This window comes from Streptomyces sp. NBC_00988 (genome assembly GCF_045162645.1).
Lineage (GTDB): Bacteria > Actinomycetota > Actinomycetes > Streptomycetales > Streptomycetaceae > Streptomyces.
The window spans coordinates 3,950,038-3,968,104 of the sequence record NZ_CP108730.1 but is presented as its reverse complement, the minus strand read 5'-3'; the positions used below and the strand labels follow the sequence as shown (position 1 = coordinate 3,968,104).

Below are 18,067 nucleotides of genomic sequence, written 5' to 3'. Positions count from 1 at the left end.
TGTCAGGTGTCTATGGTGATCGAGTGAGCGAGCAGACGCGGGACCAGGGCACGGTGACAGGGCGGCGTGTGGTCGTCGTCGGCGCGGGCATGGCCGGGGTGCAGACCGCGGTCGCGCTACGGGAGCAGGGCTTCACCGGCACCGTCACCCTGATCGGCGCGGAACCCCATCAGCCGTACGACCGGCCCCCGCTGTCCAAGGCCGTCCTGCTCGGCAAGGCCGAGGGCTCCGCCTTCGACGTCGACTTCGAGGCGCTCGGCATCGAGGTGCAGCTGGGGCGCGAGGTGGTGGGCGTGCGCCCCGCCGACCACGAACTGGACACCGCCGAGGGCCCGGTGCCCTACGACGTCCTCGTCCTCGCCACCGGTGCCGAACCGATCCGGCTGCCGGGCGCCGACGGCATCCCGGGCGTGCATCTGCTGCGCACCCTGGACGACGCCGAGCGGCTGCGCCCGGTGCTCGCCCGGCAGCACGACATCGTGGTCGTCGGCGCGGGCTGGATCGGCGCCGAGTTCGCCACGGCCGCGCGCGAGGCGGGCTGCGCGGTGACCGTCGTAGAAGCCGCCGACCGGCCGCTCGCGGGCGCGCTGCCCGCCGAGGTGGCCGCGCCGATGGCCGCCTGGTACGCCGCCGCCGGAGCCTCGCTGCGGACGCACGCACGCGTGGCGCACGTCGAACCCGGCGAGGTGGTCCTCGACGACGGCTCACGGCTGCCCGCGGGCGCCGTCGTGGTCGGCATCGGCGCCCGCCCCGCCACCGCCTGGCTGACGGGCTCCGGCATCGAACTGGGCGCGCACCGCGAGGTCCTGGCCGACGCCGGGCTGCGCACCTCGGTACCGGACGTGTACGCGGTCGGCGACTGCGCCTCCTTCCCTTCGGGACGGTACGGCGAGCGACTTCTCGTCCACCACTGGGACAACGCCCTCCAGGGGCCGCGCACGGTCGCCGCGAACATCGTCGGGGAGAGCCCGGCGGTGTACGACCCGGTGCCGTACTTCTGGTCGGAGCAGTTCGGCCGGTTCGTCCAGTACGCCGGCCATCACGCGTCCGCCGACACCACCCTGTGGCGCGGCGACCCGGCCACCCCGGCGTGGAGCGTCTGCTGGCTGCGCGGGGACCGTCTGGTGGCCCTCCTGGCGGTCGGCCGCCCCCGTGACCTGGCCCAGGGCCGCCGTCTGATCGAGTCGGCCACGCCCATGGATCACACGCTGCTGGCCGATGCTTCTCTGCCGATGAAGGCGGCTATCGCCTAGTTCGTCCCCCCGGGTCGGACCGGCCCGACTTCCGACTGTCAGTCCGGGATGGCACGCTGTTTACGTGACCGAGATTGACGCAAAGACCGAAGCTCTCGTCCCCGCCTGGCTCACGCTGCCCGACATCGCAGAGATGCTCGATATCGAGGTGACACGCGTGCGGCAGCTGGTCAAGGACGGCCAAGTCATCGCCGTACGCCGTGGTGAGAACCGCGCGCTGCACGTCCCCGCCGCCTTCATCGACGGGGCCGAGCAGAAGGTCGTCAAGGGCCTTACGGGGACCCTGACGCTCCTGCGGGACGACGGCTTCTCCGACGAAGAGATGCTCGAATGGCTCTTCACCCCCGACCCCAGCCTGCCCGGCACCCCCGCGCAGGCGCTGAGCGAGAATCGCGGCACGGAGGTGAAGCGCCGCGCCCAGGCGCTCGCCGTCTGACCCGCACGCCCGAGAGGTGTACGGGCCGCGGCGACGTGAGGGCCTGCCTGAGCAGGCCCTGCCCGCGGCCCGTGCGCGACACCACCACACGACAAGCAGGACAACGGGGGACACACGCATGCCCGACACCGCCGCAGCCGCCGCCCGCGCGGAACTCGCCGACGCCCGGGTCTACCTCTGCACGGACGCCCGCCGACGCCAGGGCGACCTCGCGGAGTTCCTGGACGCGGTCCTGGCCGGCGGGGTCGACATCGTGCAGCTGCGCGACAAGGGCATGGAGGCCGCCGAGGAACTGGAGCACCTCCAGGTCTTCGCCGACGCCTGCGCCCGGCACGGCAGACTCCTCGCGGTCAACGACCGCGCGGACGTCGCCCACGCCGCTGGCGCCGACGTACTGCATCTGGGCCAGGGCGACCTCCCGGTCCCCGCGGGCCGCGCGATCCTCGGCGAGGACATCCTGATCGGCCGCTCCACGCACGCCGAGTCCGAAGCGGCCGCGGCCGCCGTCCAGGAGGGCGTGGACTACTTCTGCACCGGCCCGTGCTGGCCCACCCCCACCAAGCCCGGCCGCCACGCCCCCGGCCTCGACCTGGTCCGGTACACGGCCGCCCTGGGCACCGACCGCCCCTGGTTCGCCATCGGCGGCATCGACCTCGGCAACCTGGACGAGGTCCTCGAAGCGGGCGCCCGCCGCGTCGTCGTCGTACGGGCCGTCACGGAGGCCGATGATCCGGGCGCGGCGGCGATGGAATTCGCGAAGCGGCTGCGGCAGGCCTGACCGGCGCCCAGAGGGCGTGCTGTTGTCCGATGGGTGGACAACAGGGCGACAAACCCGGCAAATTCCCTGTTCCGGTTGGGTGACCGCCGCCCCCTGACTAACCTGCGGGTATGGCCTTCGGAACCGCATCGACCAGGACTGATCGCGCACGCACCGTGCGGGACATGCTCGCGACCGGCAAAGCGACGTACTCGTTCGAGTTCTCCGCGCCGAAGACCCCCAAGGGCGAGCGGAACCTGTGGAGCGCGTTGCGGCGGGTCGAGGCGGTCGCCCCCGACTTCGTCTCGGTGACCTACGGCGCCGGCGGCTCGACGCGCGCGGGCACCGTCAGGGAGACCGAGCAGATCGTCGCCGACACCACGCTCACCCCGGTCGCCCACCTCACCGCGGTCAACCACTCCGTCGCCGAACTGCGCAACATCATCGGCCAGTACGCCGACGCCGGGATCCGCAACATCCTCGCCGTGCGCGGCGACCCGCCCGGCGACCCCATGGCCGACTGGGTGGCGCACCCGCAGGGGCTGACGTACGCGGCCGAACTGGTGCGGCTCATCAAGGAGTCGGGCGATTTCTGCGTCGGCGTCGCCGCCTTCCCGGAGATGCACCCGCGCTCCCCGGACTGGGACACGGACGTCGCGCACTTCGTCGACAAGTGCCGGGCGGGCGCCGACTACGCGATCACCCAGATGTTCTTCGAACCCGAGTCGTATCTGCGGCTGCGCGACCGTGTCGGGGCCGCGGGCTGCGCGACCCCGGTCATCCCCGAGGTCATGCCGGTGACCAGCGTGCGGATGCTGGAGCGGTTGCCGCAGCTCAGCAACGCCGACATCCCGGCCGCTCTGAAAGAGCGAATCCTCACAGCCAAAGACGATCCGGCCGCTGTACGCTCGATCGGAATCGAGTTCGCCACCGAGTTCTGCGCCCGGCTGCTGGCCGAGGGAGTCCCCGGACTGCACTTCATCACGCTCAACAGCTCCACGGCGTCACTTGAAATCTACGAGAACTTGGGCCTGCACCACCCACCGCGGGCCTAGACCGGTCGCTCCGGAATAGGACACACTGCGTAGCGGCCACTGGGAGAGGGGCGTACATGGGCTGGACGGTCCTCTACATCGCGTTCGGCGTCGTCGCACTGTGGTTGCTCGGTGAGGTGCTGCTGCAGTACAAGGCACGCCTGCGCTGGCGGCTGCTCGCTTTCGTCGGCTTCCTGGGCGTCGTCCTCGGAGTGCTGATTCCCTCCGTCGTCGTGATCGGCCTGGGCGCCGTGGCGTTCGCCGTCGGCCAGACCTACGTCACGCTGTCGTTCCGCCGCGGCTTCGAAGCCGGCTGGGCGGTCTCCGGCCGACCGGGCGCGGGCGGCACCAAGCGCCGCCGCGGCGAGCCCGACGAGCAGGACCCGAACCTGGACGCCTCCGGCCCCGAAGGGGCGGCGGACGGCTTCCAGGAGTACGGCCAGAACAAGGCCTTCGGCCAGGACGACGACTACGACCGCGACGACGTGTTCACCCCGAACCGCCCCGTCGCCCCCACGGCCGCCGAGACCACCTCGGTCTACGAGCCGCAGCCCCTCCCGGACGACACCGGCTCGTACGGCGTGTACAGCGCCGCCGCGTACGCCAACGCCACGGACCCCAACTACGAGGGCGCGGACCAGGCGTACGCCGCGGCGGCCGCGGGCCAGACCCAGGACCAGGCCTACGCGGCGGCCGACCAGAACTACGGCTACGACAACAACAACTACACGGGCTACGACCAGCAGCAGTACGGCTACGACACGACCGGCCAGCAGCAGTACGCGGCCTACTCCGACCCGTACATCGGCACCCAGACCTACGGCGGCACCGGTTACGACACGGGCTACGACGGTCAGCAGCAGTATCCCCAACAGGGCTACACGCAGGACCAGTACGGCAACGGCGGCTACGGCGGCGAGACCCCGGCCGGCGGGGTGTGGGTCCCGCAGCAGCGCAACGACGAGACCTACGGCGGCGAGATGCCGCCGGAGCAGCAGTACCCCTACCAGGGCGACGGCCAGCAACAGCCGCAGCAGCAGCCGCAGTCGGGCCCCGGCTACGACGAGCAGTACCGTTTCTGAAGCTACTGAGACCCGACTACTGAGGCCCGACTACTCGGACCCGCCCACCAGGCAGGCCCCGTCTACTGGGACCCTCTGAACTGCGGCCCCTCCACGATCAGTCCGGCGACCAGCGCCCCCGACATACCGGCGTGCGCAAGCCCGCCGCCGGGGTGGGACCAGCCGCCGACCCGGTAGAGCCCGGGCACGCGCGTGGTGTTCGCCGGGTGCAGGAAACGGCCCTGCCCGGCGGCGAGCGAGGGCGCGGGCACGGCGCCGAAGCGGGCGCCCGTCTCACCCTCCGTGTGCTGCGGGGTACGCACCTCGTGCCACAACAGGCGCTCCCGCAGCCCCGGTACGGCCCGTCCGGCGGCTTCCAGGAGGAAGTCCGTGTACCGCCGGACCGTGCCCTCGTCGTCCCAGCCGGCCTCGCTGGACAGCACGGCGGACACCACCGCGGACTCGTGGTCACCGTCCGGCCGGAGCGCGGGGTCGTCGGGGCGCAGCACCGTCACCGTGGGACAGCGGGGCTCGTCGCCGCCGGGGGAGGCCAGAAGGTCCAACTCGGCCTCGCGGTCCGGGGCGTGGACCACCGTCCGGTGAACGGTCCCGTCCTCACGCGGGCCACGCAGAGCCAGCAGGAGCGTGCACCGCACCGGCCGGGGTGAGTCCGCGTCGGCCCGCACATCGCCCTCCTCGTCCAGCGGACGCTCCGTCAGGGTCCGCAGCCGTGGCGGGTCCACGTCCGCGACGACATGGTCCGCGTCGATCACTGTCCCGTCTGCCAGCTCCACTCCCGCCGCCCGCCCGTCCTTCTCCAGGACCCGCGTCACCTCGGCCCCGAAGACGAACTCGACCCTCCTCGCCACGCACCGCTCGTACACCGCGCGCGCCAACTCCCGTATGCCGCCCGGCACATACCAGGTGCCGAAGGCGTGCTCCATGTACGGCAGCACGGCCGCGCTCGCCGGAGCGGTACGGGGATCGAGGCCGTACGCGAGCGCGTGGCTCTCCAGGAGGGCCGTCAGGCGCTCGTCGCGCAGCTCCCAGGCGCCGATCTCGGCGAGGGTGCCCGCCCGCCGGGTGCGCAGCAGCTTCTTGTGCGGGACCGACGGATACGGCTCCTGGCCGGCCAGCACCGGCCAGTCGGTCCACAAGGGCTCCTCCAGGAGGGGCCTGCGGGTGCGGTCCCAGGCCTCGCGGGCCCGGATCAGGAAGTCGCCCCAGCGCTGGCCCGCGCTGCCGCCCAGGGCCTCGTCCAGGGCCGTGACGACACCCGCGCGGGAGGCGTTCGGCAACGACACCTCCGTGCCGTCCGCGAAGACGTGCCGGGACGACGGGTCGACCTGGACCAGCTCGACCAGGTCCTCCAGCGGCTCCTTGCCGGTCTTGACGAACAGGTCGCGGTACACCGCGGGCACGGGCAGCAGTCCGGGGCCGGTGTCGAAGGAGAACCCGTCCCGCTCGAAGCGGCGCACCGCACCGCCGTACGTCTCCGTACGCTCGTACACCGCCACCCGGTGGCCCGCGACGGCCAGCCGGGCAGCGGCCGCCATCGCGCCCATGCCGGCGCCGATCACCGCAATCCGTGCCATGCCTGCGACTTTATCGGCCGCCACTGACAGTCCGGTCGCGGGCTGTCACCACGGTGGCGGGTCCGGTGGCCGGCCGGATGGGTGTCCCACCTGCGCGGCGAGCTGTTTCTCCTCCCGGCGCTGGGCCCGGCGGCGCAGGAAGCGCCGGATCCGCGAGACCAGGAAGAACAGGACCGTGAGTCCGGCCACCAGCAGCACGGCCGCGATGATCGCCGCCGCCTGGGGATGGAACATCGCGAACGAGACGATCCCGCCGACCCCGAGATCCTCCGCGAAGCTCATGATCACGTTGCTGAACGGCTCCGGCGAGGTGTTGATCGCCATCCGCGTCCCGGCCTTGACGGTATGGCTGGCCAGCGCCGACGAACCGCCGATCAGGCCCGCCACGACATCGTTCATCGAACCGCTGTGCCCCGCGAGCACCGCCCCGACCCACGCCCCGGCGGCCGGCCGGATCACCGTGTGCACGGAGTCCCACAGGGAGTCGACGTAGGGGATCTTGTCGGCGACGGCCTCGCACAGGAACAGGACGCCCGCTGTGACGAGGACCTCAGGGCGTTGCAGCGACTCGGGGACCGCGTCGGTCACTCCGGTCGCGCCGAAGATCCCGAGCAGCAGCACCACCGCGTACGCGTTGACGCCGCTGGCCCAGCCGCTGGTGAAGACCAGGGGGAGTACGGACACGGAGGCGATAGTAACCACTCGGCAACATGGCGTCCTGGGCCTGAGTGCGTACGGCTGAGTATCCGTACCTAGGGAGTGAGATGAGTACGCGCGCGGATGGGGTGCGACCTGCGCGAACGAGAGAGTAGGGGCACGGAAAGGGGCGCGGCTCCGGAACCGCCGACACGGGGCGGCGGAACGGGGCCCGCGCCCTTGGCCGCTCCTTCCGCCGGACCTTCGGCGGAAGCGAGGCACGGGGGAACCCTGGGACTGACCAACGGGGGTTCCAACAGGGGGAACGTACGGGGGAGCACAAGGGAGCGCCGGTTCGAGGTGGCCCGCGGGGGACGCGGCCACAACGGACCGGCGCTTCTGTGTGTGCGTTGTCCGTGTGCCGCCGTCAGCGGCCGCCGCTGACCCGCCCCTGGAGCAGCCGGGACAGCGCCGCGTGGACGTCGTCCAGGGAGCGCTCCGGCTGGAACGACTGCCAGTCCAGGGCGGCCACCACGACCATGCCGATCAGCGCGGCCGCGGTCAGCCGGACATCGATCTCGGGGCTGAACTCGCCGTTGGCCACGCCCGCGTGCAGCACGTCCTCGATCGCCGCGTTCACCTGCTGCCGTACCACCATGAGCGTGGGCTGCCAGGCGCGGTTGGTGCGCCACAGCTCGGCCACGTAGAGCTGGGTGAAGGACGGGTAGCGGGCGATGAAGACGAGGCCCGCGCGGACCATCGCGTCCAGGGCGTCGACCTTGCTGCCGCCGTCCCGCGCGGTCTGCTCGGCCGCCTCCCGCAGCGAGGCGGTGAGGAGGCCCACGCCGTGCCGCAGCAGCTCCTCGAAGAGGACGGACTTGCTGGCGAAGTTGTAGTAGACGGTGCCCTTCGCGACCCCGGCACGCTCGGCGATCTCGTCCACCGTGGTGGCGGAGAAGCCCTGTTCGGCGATGAGGGTGACGGCCGCCTCGTAGAGCTTCTGCCGGGTGGCCTCGCGGCGCGTGCTGCCGCCCGACGGGGTGTTGCTGCTTTCCATGGGCCTGATTGTCACAGGCCCGGCTCCCGCCGCGGGCACGGGTGCCGAGGTCCCGCGCGCGGTCACAGGCTCAGCTCCGGGTGCAGCCGGTCCAGCGTCCACACCTGGCGGCGGCGCGCCGACAGCGCGGTCAGGGCGAGCGCCCCCGCGGTGAAGGCGACGAGCACCACGCACGCGTGCCACACGGGTCCCAGGCCACCGCCTGTGATGAGCCTCCGTAGGGCCTCGACGACGTAACTCATCGGCAGGAAGGGGTGGATCGCGTTGAAGAAACCGGGACTGGTCTGCACCGGATAAGTGCCGCCCGCCGACGTCAACTGGAGCATCAGCAGGGCGAGTACGAGGATCCGGCCCGCCGCCCCGAAGCGTGCGTTCAGCCACTGCACGATGGCCGCGAAGCACGCCGTCACCAGGAACAGGAAGCCGACCGTGCCGGCCGCCCGTGCCATCTCCAGGCCGATCGCCCAGTGCAGTACGGCCATCAGGGCCACCGTCTGGAGCACCCCGACCGCCACCACCGGCAGCCACCCCACGAGCGCGATCCGCCAGGCCGAGGCACCGGCGGCGAGCGCGCGCCGGTTCATGGGCGCGATCAGCATGTAGGCCACCATCGCGCCCACCCACAGGGACAGCGGGATGAAGTACGGGGCGAACCCGGTGCCGTAGTTGGGCGCCTTGTGCAGGTCCTGGGAGGCCAGTTGGACCGGGTCGGCCATGACACCGGTGCGCTGGTCGCGGTCCTGCTTGTCGTAGTCCGGGATCTGCGCGGCGCCGTCGTGCAGACCGCCGGCGAGCTTCCCGGAGCCGTCGACGAGCTTGTACAGGCCGCCGTTGAGGTCCACGGCGCCCGTCCTCAGCTTGCCGACGCCGGTGTCCAGGTCGGCGGCACCGGTCTTCGCCGTGCCGAGCCCGGTGTGCAGGGTCTTGGCGCCCGCGGCGACCTTCGAGGCACCTTCGTTCAACCTGTTGACCTTGGCCACCGCGTCGTCGAGGTCCTCGGAGAGGTGCGGGGCGCGGTCGGCGAGCGCCTGGGCCTGCGTCTGGAGCGTGGCCAGGTTCGCGTCGAGCTTCTTCAGGTCGCCGTTCTGGTCGGCGACCAGGCTGTTGACGTCGTCGGCGACCTTCGCCACGTCCGAGGCGGCCGTGGCGGCCTTCTTCAGGTCGGGGCAGGCGGCGTCCTTCAGGACGGCGGTTTCGCAGCGCGCCCTGTAGACCTCGTCCAGGGTGTCCGAGGCCGCGTGCGCGCCCTTGGCGGCGACCGGGGCCGTCTTCACGAGGGTGCCCAGGTTGGCGCGGATCGTCCTCGCCGAGTCGGCGACCAACTGAGCGGTGTCCCCGATGGTCTTCTCGTTGTCCTTAAGGAAGGGGCCCACTTTGTCGGCGACCCCGTTGACCGTGTCGGCGAGGGTCTGCGTCCCCGCCGCCACCTGCTGCGAGCCGTCCTCCAGATCGCCCGCGCCCGTGTCCAGCTTCTTCAGACCCTGGGAGAGCTTGCCGCTGCCCTTCTTGGCGTCCTTCAGGCCGTCGGCGAGATCCTTGGAACCCTCCTCGGCCGTACCGATGCCGCCCTTCAGCTTGTCGGCGCCGTCCGCGGCCTTAACGGTCTGGCCGTGGATGTCGGAGAACGACACGAAGATCCGGTCCAGGAAGGTCCGCGAGGCCTTGGTGGACGCGGCCGACCGCACCTCGCTGAACACCGTCCGGGAGATCTGCCCGACGATGTAGTTGTTCGCGTCGTTCGTCCGCACCTGGAGCGCGCCCGTCTCCGGGGAGTCGCCCGCGCTGGAGGTGACGCGCTCGCTGAAGTCGGCCGGCATGGTCAGTGACAAGTAGTACGTGCCGTGCTCGACGCCCTTCCGTGCGGTGGCCGCACTCACCTCGTGCCAGTCGAACGTCCCGCTGTCGCGCAGCCCCTTGGTGATGTCGGCGCCCGCCGTGACCTTCTTCCCGTCGGCACTCGCCCCCTTGTCGTCGTTGACGAGCGCCACGGGGATGCGGTCCAGGCGGCCGTACGGGTCCCAGAAGGACCACAGGTACAGGGCGCCGTACAGCAGCGGCAGCAGCAGGAGGGCGACGAGCGCCGCGCGCGGCAGCTTCCCCCTGCCGAAGCGCTTGAGCTCAAGCGCGGCCAGTCGTGGCGCGTGCATCGGCCTTCTCCGTCCCCTCGGTGGACACCGCTACGACAGTCGTTCCGGAATCGGCGAGCGACCTCAACAGCGCCCAGATCTCCGCCCGTTCGGCAGCCGAGAGCTTGAGGTCGACGTCGTCCACACCGAGCAGCGCGGGCCGCCCGATGAGCGCCAGCGCGATGGACAGCCGCAGCTCCTGCGGCCGTTCCAGATCCCGTACGGCGGTCCGCGCGCCCTTGGGCAGCGCCTCGCGGTCGAGCCCGGCGGCGGTCAGGGCCCGCTCGATCCGCAGCCCCGCCTCGACGGCGCGCTCGGTGCGGGGCCGCAGCAGCCCGCGTACCGAGTCCCCGAACCGCCGTTGCAGCAGCGCCCGTTCGCGCAGATGCTCGCCGACGGTCAGTGCCGGTTCGAGGTCGGTGACCCCGGCGACATTCGCCAGGGCGCTGACCCGCCGCACGGCCGCCGACTGCTTCGGGAGCGTGAACTCGCCCACGGCGGCGGTCCCTTCGGACGCCGTCATCCGCCCGGTGAGCGCGAGCAGCAGGCTCGTACGCCCGGACCCGGACGGTCCTTCCACGGCGATCAGCGAGCCGGGGCCGGCGTCCAGGGAGATCCCCCGGAACGCCCAGCCGCGCGGCCCCTTGACCCCGAAGTCCTCGGCCGTGACACCGACCCCACCCACGGTTCCCCGCCCCCTGCCCGCAAACGAACTTTTGAACTGACTGGTCAGTGCAAAAAGTAACCCGAACCTTCGATCGAAGCAAAAGCGCAGGTCAGAACGGATTGTCAGTGCCATACCCCACGATGGGGCACATACGGCACTACCTGACTGGGCGTGCCGTCACACGACGACAGGAGGTTCGTCATGGCCCACCCGTCCGCAGCCGCCGCCCGTCGGCGCCGCGCCGCCGGCCCTGCCCCCTCACTGACCGGCCCGGCGAGCGACGTGCACCCCGTGCTCCGCCGGGCCACGGCCCCGCCCGCCGCCCTCGACCTCCTCGCCCAGGCCCGTGCGGGACTGGACGAGGCAGCCGTCCTCGAAACGTCGAACGAGCGCTACGCCACAGCCCACTTGGCCGCCCTGCGCACCGCCGCCGCGGTACTCGCCGCGCGCGTCCAGCCCGAGCCCACGGCCCGGCGCCGCGGCCGTATCCGCAGCGCCTGGGAAGTGCTCCCCGAGATCGCGCCCGAACTCACCGAGTGGAGCGCCCTGTTCGCCTCCGGCGCCCGGCGCCGCGCGCGGGCCGAGGCGGGCATCCAGGGCGCGGCGACCCGCCGGGACGCCGACGACCTCATACGCGACGTGGCGATGTTCCTGCGCCTGGTCGAGCGCATGCTCGTCCTCCAGCCGGTCCTGCCCCAGCCACGCCAGGACCCGGAGCGGCCGGGGGACCGCGCCGGGTGAGCCGGCGGCGTTTCGCCGCGCGAGACACATGACCAGGTACGGCACCGGAGGCAATAGGGTGGAAGGCGCCTGAAGCCTTCCCTCCGCCCGCACCCGGGCCGGGGAGGCAGCCCGTTCGCTCCGCCGTGCACAGGCGGTGCCGCGCCGAGGAGTCAACTGCCGTGTCGGACCCGAGCCGCCCCCGCGCCTCCCTCCGTACCGCCGTGGTCTGGGACGTCCTGCAGGACGCCCTCGACCGCCGGGTCAAGGCCACGGGTCGGGACGCGCTGGACGTCCTCGACACCGGAGGCGGCAGCGGCAACTTCGCGGTGCCCGTCGCCCGCCTCGGGCACCGCGTCACCGTCGTCGACCCCAGCCCGAACGCGCTGTTCGCGCTGGAGCGCCGCGCCGCCGAGGCCGGTGTCGCCGACCGCGTGCGGGGCGTCCAGGGCGACGCGCACGGCCTCTTCGACGTGGTCGAGCGCGGCGGCTACGACGCGGTGCTGTGCCACGGCGTCCTGGAGTACGTGGACGACCCCGCCGAGGGCGTCCGCACGGTGGTGGCCGCGCTGCGCCCCGAGGGCGTCCTCAGCCTGCTCGCCGCCGGACTCGGCGGTGCCGTCCTCGCGCGCGCCCTCGCCGGCCACTTCAAGGAGGCCCGGCAGGCCCTCGACGACCCGAACGGCCGCTGGGGCGACGCCGACCCCGTTCCGCACCGTTTCACCGCCGAGCAGCTCGCCGCGTTCGTCGAGGGCGCGGGCCTCGACGTCGGCGCCGTGCACGGGGTGCGGGTCTTCGCCGACCTGGTTCCCGGCGTCCTCGTGGACACCGAGCCCGGCGCCCTGGACGCGCTGCTGAAGCTGGAGGCCGCGGCGGCCGAGCTCCCGGCGTTCCACTCCGTGGCCACGCAGCTTCATGTGCTCGGCGAGACGCGAGGTGCCGGCGAGGCGTGAGTGGCCTCCCGCGCCGGACCCCTGATCAGGGGCTCGACAGCACATGGAGTACGCCACAGGCCCCCCGATCGGGGGCCCGGCGCCGTATGATCGAGGGAGACCGCCCGGCATGACGGGACGGCTCCTGGGGAATGGAAGCTTCAGCGAGTCGGAACGGCCATGGCGGGTTCCGGTTGGCCAATTGGCGTAGAGGGGCGGGTTTCACGGGGGCGATTCCCTGCCTATCCTGAAGGGACCCCCCGGGTCGCCCCGGCGACTGCACGATGAGGAGGACTCCGTGCCGCTCTCGGAGCACGAGCAGCGAATGCTTGAGCAGATGGAGCGAGCGCTGTACGCCGAAGACCCCAAGTTCGCGACAGCGCTCGAAGGAAGCGGCCTGCGCACGTACACCCGGCGACGGGTCTACCAGGCAGTGGCCGGCTTTCTCGTAGGTATCGCGCTCCTCATCGCCGGCATGGTCACGCTGCAGATTTGGGTCAGCGTGGTGGGATTCCTCGTCATGCTGGGCTGCGCGGTACTCGCCGTGACCGGTTGGCGCAAGGCCCCCAAGCCTGGCGAACAGCCCGCCGCAGGCGCTCCGCACGCCCGCAGCCAGGGACGGCAGCGGCGCTCGGTGATGGATCGTATCGAGCAGCGCTGGCAGCGCCGCCGCGACGAGCAGCAGGGCGGCCAGTAGCAGCACCCGGCGCCGCGGAAGCAGCACACGCGGCGCTCCTCGGACACGAGTGAGGGGGTGACCACCGGTCCGGTGGTCACCCCCTCCCGTATGCCCTGCCGTGCTCTTTGGGCCGCGCTCGCTAGCCCCGCTGTCCGGACGGCTTGCGCAGGGTCGGCCGCAGCGCCGCCGCCCGCGTCGTCACCGACGTCCACCAGGCCGACAGCGCCCACACCACCCGGACGGTCGAGCGCGGGGCGACCAGTGCGCGCAGCCGCGTGGAGCGGCCGGACGTGTCCTGGAACCCGACGGCCACCCGCCGCACGTCCTGCGCGAGCCCCGCCGCGAGCTGCGGCCGGGGCGCGTACAGGACCTGCTCCACGGCGTCCGCCACCCGGTGCACCGAGGCGGCCGACGGTGGATCGAGATGCCCGAGTTCCACGATCCGCGCCGCCGCCCTGCGCGGGGTCAGCGACTCGTCGGGCGAGATCCCGAAGTCCCAGGCGGTATCGGTCAGTTCCTCCCACACCGCCAGCGTGTGGACCGCCGCGTCCGCATCCGTACGACCGTGCGCTCCCAGTCGTACGGAGCGCATCCGGGTCCGCCACAGCATCGGCGAGAACGGGATCGTCAGCAGCAGGAGCGCGCCCAGGCCCAGCGCCACCAGCTGTACGTACGACCAGGGGCCGCGCGGGTCATCGCCCGTCGCGAGTGCCGGGGCCTGGCTCGTGCAGCCGTCCAGCTTCCGCAGCTGGGCCGTGCAGCTCTCGCTCGCCGAGGGGGCCGCGGAGGGCGCCGTGCTCGTCGAGGTCGAGGGGAGGGCCGGGTCCGGGACGTCGCTGCCGGGCGTGGTCGACTGGGTGTACGACGGCACCGAGCCCCGGTTGGGGGTCGGCTCGAAGCGGGTCCAGCCCACGCCCTCGAAGTACAGCTCGGGCCAGGCGTGCGCGTCCTTCAGGCCCACCGACACCGAGCCGTTGGCCTCCGGGGTGCCCGGCGCGAAGCCCACCGCGACCCGGGCCGGGATGCCCAGGGTGCGGGCCATCGCCGCCATCGCGAAGGAGAAGTGGACGCAGAAGCCCTGCTTGTCCTTCAGGAACTTGGCGATCGCGTCGCGGCCGGTGCCGACGTCCACCTGGGTGTCGTACTGGAAGCCGCCGTTCACCGCGAAGTAGTCCTGGAGCTTGACCGCCTGCTCGTAGTGACTGGTCGAGCCCTCGGTGACCTTGCGGGCGGTGTCGGCCACGACCGCCGGCAGCGACTTCGGCACCTTCGTGTACTGGTTCCGCAGGGTCGCCGACGGCTCCGGCGCCGTGGCCAGCTGCTCCGCGGTCGGCTGCACGTCGAGGCTGGTGACCTGGTAGGTCACCCCGCGGGTGTTCTGCCCGTGATCGCCGACGACCGTCATGCCCACCGGCTCGTAGCGCCAACTGCCGTCGATGCTCACGCCGCTGGGCGGGTACGGCATCGGCAGCCAGTCCTGGGCGTACCAGTCCGCGGCCGAGATCCGGGTCTTGATCTCCGAGCGCTTGATGTCGGCGCCGAGACCGGTCGGGGTGGGGAACGTGTTCGGCACACTCTGGATGTGCCGCTGGGACGGCTTCCAGGTGGTGCCGTCGAAGTCGTCCAGGGACACGATCCGCAGATACATGTCCGAGATGTCGTTCGTGTTGGTGCGCACGGACAGGACCTGGCGGTTCTCGTCCACGTTCAGGCTGTCGCGCAGCGAGACCAGCGGGTTGACCGCGGAGATCGTGCCGCCGCTTCCGTTGCCCGCGCCGACACCCGTCCCGGCGGCGTCCAGCAGGCCGCCCGAGATGGTGGGCAGCGGCAGCAGGGCGATGGCCATCGCGACCGCGCCGATCCGCCGCCCGGTGCGGACCGGGGCGAGCGGGCCCGAGGAGTCCGAGCCCGGGGTGGTGCGCTGTGCCCCGCCGAAGACGCGGCCCCACTGGGCGAGCCGGTCCCGGCCCTCGGCCAGCAGCAGCATCAGATAGCCGGCGGCGGCGAGCAGGAACCACAGCCAGCTGACGCTGCTCTCGGACAACCCGGCGGCGACCGAGTACAGCGCGAGCAGCGGCAGTCCGGCCGGGGCCGCGCTGCGGAAGGTGACGGCCAGGGTGTCCACCGCGAGGCCGATCACCAGGACACCGCCGATGAGCATCAGCCGGATGCCGTCGTGCAGCGGTGCCGGGATCGCGTACCGGGAGACGTCGTCGGAGCCCTGCTGCAGCAGGTCGGCGAAGTGCTGGAAGGCCTCGGGGCCCGGGACGAACCCGGCGAGGGCCTGCGTGTGCGCGAAGACCAGGGTCAGCATCAGCAGCGTGACCAGGGCCTGCGCCGCGACCGTCAGCGGCCGGGCCAGCGGCACCCGGCGGGTCGCCGCGCCCACGCCGGTCTGGATCGCCAGCATGAAGGCGGCCTGGATGATCCAGGTCGCCGGGGAGACCAGGGGGAGCATGGCGCAGGACGCCAGCAGTGTCGCGACCCAGGCGCAGATCGCCAGTCGTGCCCGCCCGCTCATGCCCATCCCTCCCCGAGTCCGGTCGCGGTGATGCCGTTGCGCTCCCGGTCGGCCTGTTGCCACAGATCTGTCAGCGAGGCGCCGCGCGGCACGCCCACGGCGGTCCAGCCCGCGTCGCGCAGCATCCGCAGCCGCTCCTCGGGCTCGTCCCCCGCACCGGGGACATCGGTCGACTCACGCACCCAGCCGTCGCTGTCCAGCACGAAGGCGAGGGCGCCCCCGCTGCGCTGGCGCATCCGCGCGGCCACCGCCGCCTGCTCCTCGTCGAGGTCGCCGAAGAAGGCCACCAGCAGCCCTTCGTTCCCGCCGCGCAAAACGTCGTAGGCCCGGGACAGGCCCGAGCCGTCCGAGTGGTCGATCACCGCGAGGGTGTCCATCATCAGCCCGGCTGCGTCCGCCGACTCCTGGCTCGCGCCCGCGAACCCGTCGGCGTCCTGGCCCGGCACCGAGTTGCCGGTGTCGCTCAACAGCCGTACGGAGAAGCCCCGTTCCAGCATGTGCACCAGGACGGAGGCGGCGCCGGAGACGGCCCACTCGAAGGCCGAGTCAGGGCCCTGGCCCGCGAAGGCGATGCCCCGGGTGTCGAGCAGGACCGTGCAGCGGGCGCGCTGGGGCTGCTCCTCGCGGCGCACCATCAGCTCGCCGTAGCGCGCGGTGGAGCGCCAGTGCACGCGGCGCAGGTCGTCGCCGTAGCGGTAACCGCGCGGGATCACGTCGTCCTCGCCCGCCAGGGCCAGCGAGCGGTTCCGGCCGTCGCCGTAGCCCTTGGCCTCGCCGCTGAGGCGGACCGGGGGGAGGGCCTCCACGCGCGGGATGACCGTGAGAGTGTCGAAGGTCGAGAAGGAGCGGGTCAGTTCGCACATCCCGAAGGGGTCCGTCAGGCGGAGCTGGAGCGGGCCCAGGGGGTAGCGGCCGCGCAGGTCGGAGCGGACCCGGTAGGACACCTCGCGCCGGCCGCCCGCCTCGACCCGGTCCAGGACGAACCGGGGACGCGGGCCGAGCACGTACGGCACCCGGTCCTGGAGCATCAGCAGGCCCGTGGGCAGCCGCGAGACGTTGTCCATCCGCAGATGGACGCGGGCCTCGCTGCCGGCGGGCACGCGCGCGGGGGAGAGCCGGCGGCTGCCGGCCACCCGGTAGCGGGTGCGGTAGAGCACGGTCGCGCAGACCAGGGGCAGCACCGCCAGCAGCAGCCCGACCCGGAGCAGATCGCTCTGCCCCAGGACGTACGCGCAGACCGCGGCGGCGATACCGGCGGCCAGGAAGGAACGCCCACGGGTCGTCAGCCCGGCCAGGGCCGTACGGACACCGCCCTTCTCGTCCCGGTCGGTCTCCGCCTCCCCGGTGGTCATCACAGCCTCCGGGGCTGCTGCTGCCCGTACGCCCCGAGACCCAGGCCGCTCTGCGGGGCCGGCGCCGCGGGCACGGGGGTGCGCTGGAGGATCTCCTGGACGACCTGCTCCGCCGTACGACGGTTCAGCTGGGCCTGCGCGGTGGGCAGCAGGCGGTGCGCCAGGACCGCGACCGCGAGCGCCTGGATGTCGTCCGGCAGCGCGTACTCACGGCCGCTCAGGGCGGCGGAGGCCTTCGCCGCGCGCAGCAGGTGCAGCGTCGCGCGCGGGGAGGCGCCGAGTCTGAGGTCGGCGTGGTTGCGCGTGGCGGAGACCAGGTCCACCGCGTACCTGCGCACCGGGTCGGCGACATGGACGCCGCGGACCGCCTCGACCAGCTTGACGATGTCGTGCGCGTGCGCCACGGGCTGGAGGTCGTCCAGCGGGCTCGCCCCGCCGTGGATGTCCAGCATCTGCAGCTCGGCCTCCGCGCTGGGATAGCCGATGGAGACCCGGGCCATGAAACGGTCGCGCTGCGCCTCGGGCAGCGGATAGGTGCCCTCCATCTCGACCGGGTTCTGCGTGGCGACCACCATGAAGGGGCTGGGCAGCTCGTAGGTCTGGCCGTCGATGGTGACCTGCCGCTCCTCCATGGACTCCAGGAGCGCGGACTGGGTCTTCGGCGAGGCGCGGTTGATCTCGTCGCCGATCACGATCTGCGCGAAGATCGCGCCCGGTTTGAACTCGAAGTCCCGCTGCTGCTGGTCCCAGATGGACACACCGGTGATGTCCGAAGGCAGCAGGTCGGGCGTGAACTGGATTCGCCGCACCGAACAGTCGATCGACCGCGCCAGCGCCTTGGCCAGCATTGTCTTGCCCACACCCGGAACGTCCTCGATCAGAAGATGTCCCTCGGCGAGCAGCACGGTCAGCGAAAGCCGTACGACCTCGGGCTTGCCCTCGATCACTCCTTCCACCGAACTGCGGACTCGCTCCACAGTGGCGGTCAGATCTGTAAGGCTCGCTCGATCGTCATAGGTCGTCACCCGGCCCTCCTCGGCCCGTTCTTTCCATGGGCCGGCGCACGCACTGCGGACCGGCCCACCCCGAAACACGGACACCGCGCAGAAAAAGTTCCGCGCGACGCCACACCCGCATTCTTGTTGCCGTTACCGGTTCGTGTCACTCGCCTGTGGACAACTGCCTTCGCTTTGTCGGGTCTTACGACCTTTTGGGCGGTCCGAGGGGCGAACTTTTCGAAG

General features: G+C 72.1%; 16 protein-coding genes. 8 read left to right on the top strand and 8 right to left on the bottom strand.

Translation table 11 applies throughout. The annotated features are described in order from the left end of the window. The first annotated feature begins 23 nt into the window (after positions 1–23). From OG496_RS17990 to OG496_RS17970, 5 genes are all read left to right on the top strand, one after another. The gene (locus OG496_RS17990) at positions 24–1,253 is read left to right on the top strand and encodes an NAD(P)/FAD-dependent oxidoreductase (RefSeq protein ID WP_405971576.1); all 1,230 of its coding nucleotides are present in this window, start codon (positions 24–26) and stop codon (positions 1,251–1,253) included. 64 nt (positions 1,254–1,317) lie between these two features. Beyond that, on the top strand, positions 1,318–1,689 hold the full coding sequence (locus OG496_RS17985) for an Rv2175c family DNA-binding protein (RefSeq protein ID WP_363100981.1): 372 nt from the start codon (positions 1,318–1,320) through the stop codon (positions 1,687–1,689). Positions 1,690–1,807: 118 nt separating this feature from the next. Further along, positions 1,808–2,467 carry a thiamine phosphate synthase gene (gene thiE / locus OG496_RS17980; protein WP_405971575.1) on the top strand — a complete coding sequence of 220 codons (660 nt, stop codon included), beginning with the start codon at positions 1,808–1,810 and terminating at the stop codon, positions 2,465–2,467. 110 nt (positions 2,468–2,577) lie between these two features. After that, on the top strand, positions 2,578–3,501 hold the full coding sequence (gene metF, locus OG496_RS17975) for a methylenetetrahydrofolate reductase [NAD(P)H] (protein WP_366494020.1): 924 nt from the start codon (positions 2,578–2,580) through the stop codon (positions 3,499–3,501). A gap of 56 nt (positions 3,502–3,557) precedes the next feature. Then, positions 3,558–4,562 (top strand): hypothetical protein, encoded by a 1,005-nt coding sequence (locus OG496_RS17970; RefSeq protein ID WP_405971574.1) that lies wholly within the window; start codon positions 3,558–3,560, stop codon positions 4,560–4,562. Positions 4,563–4,624: 62 nt separating this feature from the next. On the opposite strand, the gene OG496_RS17965 is transcribed toward OG496_RS17970, so the two are convergent. The 5 genes from OG496_RS17965 to OG496_RS17945 all read right to left on the bottom strand — a co-directional run bounded on the left by OG496_RS17965 (position 4,625) and on the right by OG496_RS17945 (position 10,640). Next, entirely contained in the window at positions 4,625–6,136 is a 1,512-nt protein-coding gene (locus tag OG496_RS17965) for a phytoene desaturase family protein (protein ID WP_405971573.1), read from the bottom strand. A 45-nt stretch (positions 6,137–6,181) separates the two neighbouring features. After that, complete coding sequence (locus tag OG496_RS17960; protein WP_405971572.1) at positions 6,182–6,820, bottom strand: DUF4126 domain-containing protein; 639 nt, start codon at positions 6,818–6,820, stop codon at positions 6,182–6,184. 379 nt (positions 6,821–7,199) lie between these two features. Further along, positions 7,200–7,829 carry a TetR/AcrR family transcriptional regulator gene (locus OG496_RS17955; protein WP_366494024.1) on the bottom strand — a complete coding sequence of 210 codons (630 nt, stop codon included), beginning with the start codon at positions 7,827–7,829 and terminating at the stop codon, positions 7,200–7,202. A gap of 62 nt (positions 7,830–7,891) precedes the next feature. Further along, positions 7,892–9,976 carry a YhgE/Pip family protein gene (locus OG496_RS17950; protein WP_405971571.1) on the bottom strand — a complete coding sequence of 695 codons (2,085 nt, stop codon included), beginning with the start codon at positions 9,974–9,976 and terminating at the stop codon, positions 7,892–7,894. Beyond that, complete coding sequence (locus tag OG496_RS17945; protein WP_405971570.1) at positions 9,948–10,640, bottom strand: ATP-binding cassette domain-containing protein; 693 nt, start codon at positions 10,638–10,640, stop codon at positions 9,948–9,950. The genes OG496_RS17950 and OG496_RS17945 overlap by 29 nt, the downstream gene beginning before the upstream one ends. A 183-nt stretch (positions 10,641–10,823) precedes the next feature. Between OG496_RS17945 and OG496_RS17940 the strand changes: the two genes are divergently transcribed. From OG496_RS17940 to OG496_RS17930, 3 genes are all read left to right on the top strand, one after another. Then, positions 10,824–11,363, top strand: coding sequence for an SAV_6107 family HEPN domain-containing protein (locus tag OG496_RS17940; protein WP_019062337.1), 540 nt, complete (start codon positions 10,824–10,826; stop codon positions 11,361–11,363). 161 nt (positions 11,364–11,524) lie between these two features. Beyond that, the gene (locus OG496_RS17935; protein ID WP_366494027.1) at positions 11,525–12,295 is read left to right on the top strand and encodes a methyltransferase; all 771 of its coding nucleotides are present in this window, start codon (positions 11,525–11,527) and stop codon (positions 12,293–12,295) included. Positions 12,296–12,572: 277 nt separating this feature from the next. Then, the gene (locus OG496_RS17930; RefSeq protein WP_327404724.1) at positions 12,573–12,971 is read left to right on the top strand and encodes a DUF3040 domain-containing protein; all 399 of its coding nucleotides are present in this window, start codon (positions 12,573–12,575) and stop codon (positions 12,969–12,971) included. Between the two features lie 121 nt (positions 12,972–13,092). Here OG496_RS17930 and OG496_RS17925 read toward each other — a convergent pair whose 3' ends face one another. Genes OG496_RS17925 through OG496_RS17915 form a run of 3 tightly spaced genes read right to left on the bottom strand, consistent with a single transcriptional unit; the run spans position 13,093 to position 17,851 of the window. Next, complete coding sequence (locus OG496_RS17925; protein WP_405971569.1) at positions 13,093–15,474, bottom strand: DUF3488 and DUF4129 domain-containing transglutaminase family protein; 2,382 nt, start codon at positions 15,472–15,474, stop codon at positions 13,093–13,095. Then, on the bottom strand, positions 15,471–16,826 hold the full coding sequence (locus OG496_RS17920; protein ID WP_405971568.1) for a DUF58 domain-containing protein: 1,356 nt from the start codon (positions 16,824–16,826) through the stop codon (positions 15,471–15,473). The genes OG496_RS17925 and OG496_RS17920 overlap by 4 nt, the downstream gene beginning before the upstream one ends. Next, positions 16,826–17,851, bottom strand: coding sequence for a MoxR family ATPase (locus OG496_RS17915; protein WP_366494030.1), 1,026 nt, complete (start codon positions 17,849–17,851; stop codon positions 16,826–16,828). The genes OG496_RS17920 and OG496_RS17915 overlap by 1 nt, the downstream gene beginning before the upstream one ends. Positions 17,852–18,067: the final 216 nt, after the last annotated feature.